The 8,052-nt window shown below is 64.7% G+C and carries 8 protein-coding genes; 4 read left to right on the top strand and 4 right to left on the bottom strand.

Translation table 11 applies throughout. From position 1 onward, the window contains the following. Together EOD07_RS14140 and EOD07_RS14135 are read left to right on the top strand one after the other, a co-directional pair. A partial coding sequence (locus EOD07_RS14140; protein WP_127235910.1) for a chloramphenicol phosphotransferase occupies positions 1-509 on the top strand: 509 nt, incomplete at its 5' end. A gap of 39 nt (positions 510-548) precedes the next feature. Beyond that, positions 549-1,304, top strand: a complete 756-nt coding sequence (locus EOD07_RS14135; RefSeq protein WP_127235909.1) for a Stf0 family sulfotransferase — start codon at positions 549-551, stop codon at positions 1,302-1,304. Here the strand turns inward: EOD07_RS14135 and EOD07_RS14130 are convergent, their stop codons facing one another. Beyond that, the gene (locus EOD07_RS14130; protein WP_127235908.1) at positions 1,305-3,638 is read right to left on the bottom strand and encodes a response regulator; all 2,334 of its coding nucleotides are present in this window, start codon (positions 3,636-3,638) and stop codon (positions 1,305-1,307) included. A 189-nt stretch (positions 3,639-3,827) separates the two neighbouring features. Beyond that, positions 3,828-4,400 (bottom strand): HXXEE domain-containing protein, encoded by a 573-nt coding sequence (locus EOD07_RS14125; protein ID WP_127235907.1) that lies wholly within the window; start codon positions 4,398-4,400, stop codon positions 3,828-3,830. A 254-nt stretch (positions 4,401-4,654) separates the two neighbouring features. Here EOD07_RS14125 and EOD07_RS14120 point away from each other — a divergent pair, with 254 nt between their 5' ends. Beyond that, a complete protein-coding gene (locus tag EOD07_RS14120; RefSeq protein ID WP_127235906.1) occupies positions 4,655-5,623 on the top strand; it encodes an alpha/beta hydrolase in 969 nt (322 codons plus the stop codon). Positions 5,624-5,801: 178 nt separating this feature from the next. Here EOD07_RS14120 and EOD07_RS14115 read toward each other — a convergent pair whose 3' ends face one another. Together EOD07_RS14115 and EOD07_RS14110 are read right to left on the bottom strand one after the other, a co-directional pair. Then, complete coding sequence (locus tag EOD07_RS14115) at positions 5,802-6,020, bottom strand: 4-oxalocrotonate tautomerase family protein (RefSeq protein ID WP_127235905.1); 219 nt, start codon at positions 6,018-6,020, stop codon at positions 5,802-5,804. A gap of 209 nt (positions 6,021-6,229) precedes the next feature. After that, positions 6,230-7,147, bottom strand: coding sequence for a polyprenyl synthetase family protein (locus tag EOD07_RS14110; RefSeq protein ID WP_127235904.1), 918 nt, complete (start codon positions 7,145-7,147; stop codon positions 6,230-6,232). Between the two features lie 128 nt (positions 7,148-7,275). Between EOD07_RS14110 and EOD07_RS14105 the strand changes: the two genes are divergently transcribed. Beyond that, positions 7,276-7,983 carry a transglycosylase domain-containing protein gene (locus EOD07_RS14105; protein ID WP_206519467.1) on the top strand — a complete coding sequence of 236 codons (708 nt, stop codon included), beginning with the start codon at positions 7,276-7,278 and terminating at the stop codon, positions 7,981-7,983. The last annotated feature ends 69 nt before the right edge of the window (positions 7,984-8,052 follow it).

The following is an 8,052-nucleotide window of genomic DNA, read 5'->3' as shown; positions in this document are numbered from 1 at the left end:
GCAAAAGCTCGATCGCCAAGGCCTTGCAGGAAATGACCGCCGAGCCGTACCTGCATGTCGAGATGGACGCCTTCCTGGAAATGCTCCCCGAGGCGTTGCAGGAGAACCTGCCGGGCTTTGCCTACAGAACCAGTTGGGAGGACGGCAAGCCGTCCGTCGCCATAGAGGCGGGACCGGTCGGCAGGCGGGCCATGCAAGGCATGCGCCACGCCATCGCGGCGATGGCGCGGCAGGGCAACAACCTCATCGTCGACGATGTGATGCTTGACGGCGAAATGGCGCAGTATCTGGAATTGCTGCCCGACTTCGCGGTGTTCAGCGTCGGCGTGTTCGCGCCGCTCGACGTGCTCGAAGCCCGCGAAGGTGCGCGTGCCGATCGATCGCCCGGCCTCGCGCGCTGGCAGTTCGAGCGCGTGCACAAGGGTGTCGTTTACGATCTCGAAGTCGATACCAGCCTGTTTTCCGCGCGGGAATGCGCCCTTCGCATCCAACGGCAATTTCGGCTATAGGCGGCCGGGATCATTCCGGCTCCAGCGGCGGCGGGTATCATGTTTGACGCATACATTATCTGCGGCACGCCCAGAACCGGCAGCACCTTGCTGTGCGATCTGCTGACATCGACCGGGAGGACCGGGGCGCCGCACTCATTCTACCGCCGGCAGGACATCCTGGAATGGGCCGAGGAATGGAAGCTTCCCGGTCGCGGGACGATGAGCGCGCTCGACTTCGATATCGCCTATCTCAACGCGGCGATCGCTGCCGGCAAGGGCGGCACGGGCATCTTCGGCCTGCGCCTGATGCGGGAAAACCTGGGCGAGCTCTCGGCGATCCTCGATCGGATCCATCCCGGGCTGCCGTCGGACAAGGCGCGCTTCGAGAAGGCCTTCGGCCGGGTCCTCTACATGCATCTTTCGCGCGAGGACAAGCTCGCGCAGGCCGTCTCCCTGATCAAGGCGGAGCAGACCGGCCTCTGGCATATCGCTCCCGACGGAACCGAGATCGAGAGGGTCGGGCAGCCAGCCGAACCGCGCTATGATTTCCAGCGCATCAGGGGTCAAGTCGGCGAGCTCGAAGCTTATGACTCGGCCTGGAACATCTGGTTCGCGCAACAGGGCATCGCACCGCTGCGGATCGGCTATGAACGCCTCGCCGCCGATCCGGCCGCGATGTTGACCTCGATCTGCGAGGCGCTGGGCGTTCAAACTCCGAGCGCCGACGACATCAGACCGGGTGTGGCAAAGCTCTCCGACTCGACGAGCCTCGACTGGATACGCCGTTATCGCCTGGACGCGGCGGCGATTTGACTACGCCGTCTTTGCCGCCACCGTCTCGCTGAGCCAGGTGCCGATCTTGGCGCCAAGGCGGTCGGGCGAGACCGGCTTGGGCAGATAGTCGTCCATGCCGGCCTCGATGCATTTTTCGCGATCGCCCTTCAGCGCATGCGCGGTGACGCCGATGATCGGCGTGTGGTCGCCGTTCCGCGCTTCGATGGCGCGGATGGCGCGGGTCGCCTCATAGCCGTTCATCTCCGGCATGGAGACGTCCATCAGCACCAGCCGGGGGCGCAGCGAGCGGTACATCTCGACCGCGGTGCGGCCATTGCCGGCGATGCGGTAGCTGAGACCGAAACCGTTGAGGATCTGGCCGAAGACCAGTTGGTTCACGTCATTGTCCTCAGCGATCAGGATATCGATCGGACCGCTCGGTGTGGCGATCGATTCCGGCGCCGCCGGCACGGGCACCGCCGGGCCGCGGATGACGGTGAAGGCCGGCGGCGCCGCCTGGACCGCGACCGGCTCGCGCACGAAATGCGCCTTGGCGCCCTGCGTCCGCGCCTTCTGGATGGCGGAAATCACCGTGCCCAGCAGCACCGCCGAACGCGCCGGCTTGGTGAGATGCGCGACGATGCCGAAATCGATGACCATCCTGCCGAAATCGACCTGGTCGACCGAGGTGAGCAGCACGACCGGAATGGAGGAAAGCCGGCTGTCGGCGGCAATCGCCCTCGCGACGTCGGCGCCGTTCATGCCGGGCATCTGGTAATCGAGGATGATGCAGTCGACCGAGGCGCCGAGCTGGCAGGCACGGTCGAGAAATGCGAGGCCGACGGCGCCGCTTTCGGCGGCAGCGCAGTCGAAGCTCCAGCTTCTGAGCTGCTCCAGCAGGATCTCGCGGTTGACCGGATTGTCGTCGATGACCAGCACCCGGGCGCCGGTGACATCCATCGGCACGAGCTCGTCGCGCGACTGCTGGTCGTGCACCGGCAGCGGCACGGCGAACCAGAACACGGAGCCGCGGCCGATCTCGCTTTCGACGCCGATCTTGCCGCCCATCAGGTCGACGAGACGGGCGGATATGGCGAGGCCAAGCCCGGTGCCTTCATGGCGGCGGGTCGAGGAGCCGTCGACCTGGGCGAATTTCTCGAACACGCTCTGCAGCTTCTCGGCCGGGATGCCGATGCCGGTGTCCTCGACGCGGACCTTGAGCTGGACCACGCCGTCGACGACATCGCCGCCGACATCGACCAGCACATGGCCCTTTTCGGTGAACTTCACGGCGTTGCCCAGCAGATTGGTCACGATCTGGCGGAAGCGCCCGGCATCGCCGACGACGAAGGCGGGCAGGCGCGGATCGACGCGCACGATGAGCTCGAGGTTCTTTTCGGCGACACGCGCCGACACCAAAGTCGCCACGTCCTCGACCGCTTCGGCCAGGCGGAAAGGGGCGGGGTCGAGCGTCAGCTGGCCGGCATTGATCTTCGAAAAATCGAGGATGTCGTTGATGATGGTGAGCAGCGCGTTGCCGGATTTGACGATGACGTCGGTGAAGGTCTTCTGGCGCGGCGTAAGCTCCGTCTTGGCAAGCAGCTCGGCCATGCCGAGCACGCCGTTCATCGGCGTGCGGATCTCATGGCTCATATTGGCGAGGAATTCGGATTTGGCACGGTCGGCGGCCTCGGCCTTGAACAAGGATGCGGCGCTCTCGGCGAAGGCGCGGCGGATCGCATTCTCCATCGGCCGGAAGATCAGAACCGCGGCAATGGCGATCACGGCGATCAGCAGGCCGCTCGCCCACAGGAGCAGCCGGTCGTTGGAGGCGTCGGCGAGGCGCCGCTCGTCATCGAGCGCTGTGCGCACCTTGACCAGCATAGGCTGGGCGAACAGGTCGTTCTGGTTGCGGATCTCGCGGTAGCTCCATTCGTCGACCTTCTGGGCGGCCGACATCAGGTTGAAGTTGCGCACCATGTCACGCGCCGACCAGAACAGGTCGCCATTGACCGAAGCGGTGTCCAGCGTGTTGAGGGTGCCCTTCGACAGCCGCGGTCTGATCGCGGCAAGCTCGGCGTTCAGGATGCCGATCTCGGCCATCAGGCGTTCGGAATGGCCTCGGGCGGCGGTGGTCAACGCATCGCGCGTCTCGCTGCGCCAGGCGGTGCCGGTCGTCTCGGCGAAATTGGTGGCGTTGCGCAGGTCGCGGGCGAAGATGACGAAATTGCCGCTGAGAGCATCGACCTCGTGGCGGTACGAATTCACACGGTTGAGGGCGAACATGACGGCGGCGGAGGCCAGCGCGAAGACAAGCAGTCCCGAAATGTAGCGGACCCGGATCGACCGGAGGAAGGAAGAGTATTCCGGCATGCGCAACCCCAACACATACGCATAATTTTAATGGTCGGGATTATGCTTGATTTACATTAAGATTTCGTTGGTGGGCATGGTCTGATGCCAGTAGTGGCTTTTGTGCCGTTGTCCGTTCCGGCCAACGACAACTGATTTCGGCCCGACTGACGTTTTCTCGGTGCAGCAACTATGACGTCGCCGCAGATGCTACGCGTTGGCGGCGAGAGAGCGGTATCGGGCAGTCACCACCGCGATGATCGCCAGGTGAAGCAGGATCGCGAGAGCTGCGCCGATCAATTGCGGGACAAGGCCTGCCGTTCTCCCAATCGTCCAGATCGTGGCGACGCTCAGCGGCAAGAACAAAACGATGCTGGTGACGAGGCCGGGATTGTATTTGCGCAGCCGCGCCGATGTGACGAGGTGGGCGAGCGCGTTCACGATCATGACGTAAGGCGCTACCAGGCCCCAAGCGGGTCCCCATAGGAACGCCGCGTAAAGAGCCAGCAGGTTGATGCCCCAGACAAACGGCAGATTGATGATGAGAACCGAGGCGACGGTAAGGGCGTCTCGGCCGCCGAAAACATTCTCGTTCGCGAATTCACGGAAGCGGTCGCCAGTGTGCTCTTCGACCTGATGGACCATGTAAGCGGGGCTGTGCAGGAAAATCAGGAACACCGGCAGCGAAAGCGATACAATGGGTGCAACGGCTATAAGCGATACGGCCATGAACCCTGCACCGATGACCCAATAATCGGCCAGCCAGGCTTGCAGTCTAAGCATCGGTTCCGGGCATCTCCCCGTTGTCCGTCGGCGATCTTGCACGAACGGTTGCTCATCACCAGAACTATTCAAGTGCGTGGACGCCTTGGCGCTCCGTGACCATGTCGGACATTGACTGCCGCGACCGCCCCTGAGACAGTCAATGGAAGATGCGCGCCTCCGAAACTTGGCATTCCGTCGGCTCGGCCACCCGTTGCGGCGTCCGGCCTTCCGCCATTTGATCGGAGGTGGAAACGCGAGCATGAGAAGCGGCCGTGAGCGAACCTATACAGCGAATAGTTGCGACCAACGGCATCCGCCTCAACATCGCCGAGCACGGAGACGGCCCCCCGGTTCTGTTGTGCCACGGCTTTCCCGAATCCTGGTATTCCTGGCGCCATCAGTTGAGCGCGCTCGCGGCGGCGGGCTTTCGCGCCATCGCCCCCGACATGCGGGGCTATGGCAAGAGCGATCGGCCGGAAGCGATCGATCAATACACGCTCTTTCATCTGGTCGGTGACATGGTGGGCCTTCTCGACGCCCTTGAAGTTCCCAGCGCCGTCATCGTCGGCCACGACTGGGGCGCGGTCGTCGCCTGGCATGCGGCGCTCTTGCGACCGGACCGCTTCCACGCCGTCATCGGCCTCAGCGTGCCGTTCCGGCCGCGCGCCAATGCCCGCCCGACCAGCCTCATGCCGCGAACGGCGGATTCCCAGTTCTACCAGCTTTATTTCCAACAGCCCGGCGTTGCCGAGGCAGAGCTGGAACGCGACCCCCGGGCTACGGTGCGCAGCATGCTTCACGCGGTATCGGGAGATGCTTCGGGCGGTGGCATCAGCATGGTCCCGCATGGCAAAGGTCTCCTGCAAGCCGTCGAGACGCCTTCGAACCTGCCGCGCTGGCTCAGCGAGAGCGACGTCGATTTCTACGCGAGCGAGTTTCAGCGCGCCGGCTTCGCCGGAGGTCTCAACTGGTACCGCAACATCGACCGGAACTGGGAACTGATGGCGCCCTTTGCGGGCGCGCGGATCAAGGTTCCCGCTCTCTACGTAGCGGGCGACCGCGACCTTGTGGTCGCCTTCTCCGGCATGGATCAACTGTTGGCCAATCTCAGGAATTTCGTCCCGCAAATCCGCGATACGCTGATGCTGCCCGGCTGCGGGCACTGGACCCAGCAGGAGCGCCCGGACGAGGTCAACGCCGCGATGATCGAATTCCTGCGGAGCTTGCCGGGCCGGGACTGATCCAGGGGAAAGCGAGTATCGGCTCCGACACGGAAAGCTGGGCGTGCCGCTCGGCAAGCGACTCGCCCCGTCCAAGATCGTGATGGCGTTTCGTTGAATCGCCCTCACGATCTAACTCTTTGTTGGAGCATGATCTTTCTTCGAAAACCGGTTCCCACTTTTCGGGATCATGCTCTAGTCAGGCACTATCCTTGGCCCGGTAGGCTTCGGGAAGAATGAAGACCTCGTCGGCGCGGCCATAGCCTCCGTCGGGAACTTCCTCGATCAGCACCATGGTGTAGGGGCGCACGCCCTCGCCGAAATAGTCGACGAACATCTGCGTGGTCTTGTGGACGAGGTCCTCCTTCTGCGCTTTGGTGAGGGCGGCCTCAGGCATCTTGAAGTTGGCGAAGGGCATTTCCAGGTTCCTTTCCGGTGGACCTCACGGCACTCGGCTGGCGAAGTCGGCGAGCTATCATCGAACGGACCCCTCTCCGTTCGTTGTCCTGGAGCGGATATAGGCAGCCGCGGATGCCGGATAATCATCCGGCTATCAACAGCAGTATTCGGATAGAGCGAACAATCGGCGCCGTTGTCGGCCGGCATCGGCCGCCGGCCTGTCACGGTTCAGCTGCTGCGCGTCGCCACGAAGGTCGCGGCTTGCTTGAGCAATCCGGCCGCATCGCCATAGGGCTCGAGCAGCGCATGCGCCTGGTCGATCAGGCCGTGGAGCTGGCCGCGCGCCCAGTCGGGGCCGTGCAGCGAAGCAAGCGTCGCCTTGCCGGCGGCGGCGTCCTTGTTCGTCGCCTTGCCCATCTGCTTGGCGTCGGCGGTGAGGTCGAGCAGGTCGTCGGCGAGCTGGAAGGCAAGGCCGATCGCCGAGCCGAACTCCGCCAGCCTCTCGCGGTCGGCGGTCGGCGCGCCGGCGATGATCGCGCCGGCCTCGCAGGCGAAGCGGATCAGCGCGCCGGTCTTCATCGCCTGCAAGGTGATGATGCCGGCCTCGTCCGGCCGTTTGCGCTCTGCTTCGAGGTCCAGCATCTGGCCGCCAACCATGCCGCCGGCGCCGGCCGCGCGGGCAAGGGCGAGAATGAGGGTGGCGCGGCGCTCGGCCGGCAGCGCGGTCGCCTCGTCGCCTATGATGTCGAAGGCCAAGGTCAGCAGCGCGTCGCCGGCCAGGATCGCGGTCGCCTCGTCGAAGGCCTTGTGCACCGTCGGCTGGCCGCGCCGCAGATCGTCGTCGTCCATGGAAGGCAGGTCGTCATGGATCAGTGAATAGCAATGCACGCATTCGAGCGCCGCCGCGACGCGCAGCGCGGCGTCATTGTCGGCCAAAAACAGCGCGGCGCTTTCCATGACCAGAAAAGGCCGCAGCCGCTTGCCGCCATTGAGCACGCCGTGGCGCATCGCCGCCATCAGGCGCTCGGGCCGCGCGATTTCGCCGGTGAGCGGGCGCGCGTCGAGGATCCGGCGCAGCTCGGTCTCGACGGCGGCGGCGCGCATGAAAAGCGCTGTTTCGAAGGCGATCCGGTCGTCTTTGCTCATGGCCGGGACCGGTAGCCGACACTCAGACATTGCGCAAGCAGGCGCGCGCCTTTATGCCGATGGGGGCGAGGCACGGGTGGGACGGCTTGACGGAACCGATCGTCGAACATGGAAGCGAAGGGCTGGACATGGCGCGGCCGCGGCGCCTGAACCGCGCCGGTCTGAGGCGCCTCGGCCGACGTTGCCTGGTCGTCGCCATCGTTCTGGCGGCCATCCCGGTCGTGCTCACCTTCCTCTACCTGCCGTCCTTCGTGCATCCGGTCTCGACGCTGATGCTGAAGGACCTCGTGACTTTTTCCGGCTATGACCGGCGCTGGGTGTCGATCGACGACGTAGCGCCGGTGCTGGCGCATTCGGTGATCATGTCGGAGGACGGGCAGTTCTGCTTCCACCGCGGCGTCGATCTCGGCGAATTGCGCGGCGTGGTCGACGACGCGCTGGCCGGCGAGGCGACGCGCGGCGCCTCCACAATCACCATGCAGACGGTGAAGAACCTTTTCCTGTGGTCGCGGCCATTGGGCAGCGTGCGCAAGGTGGTCGAGCTGCCGCTGGCCGTCTATTTCGACGCGGTGATGTCGAAGCGGCGGATCATGGAGATCTATCTCAACATCGCCGAGTGGGGGCCGGGCATCTACGGCATCGAGGCCGCCGCGCGGCACCATTTCGGCGTCTCGGCCAAGCAATTGTCGCGACGGCAAGCGGCGCTGCTCGCCGTCAGCCTGCCCAATCCGATCGCGCGCAATCCGGCGAAGCCAGGGCCGGGATTGCGGCGGCTCGCGAGCTTGATCGAGCGGCGCGCCAGCAGGTCCGGCGCTTATGTGGGATGCTTGGATTAGGTGCACCGATATTCAAGTGAGCCCGGCCTGCGAACGGCGGCTACCTGCGCTTCCGGTGCTCACGTACTT

The sequence above is a fragment of the Mesorhizobium sp. M2C.T.Ca.TU.002.02.1.1 genome (assembly GCF_003997225.1).
Note: the sequence above shows the minus strand (reverse complement) of the source record. Positions and strands in the feature narration are given on the sequence as shown.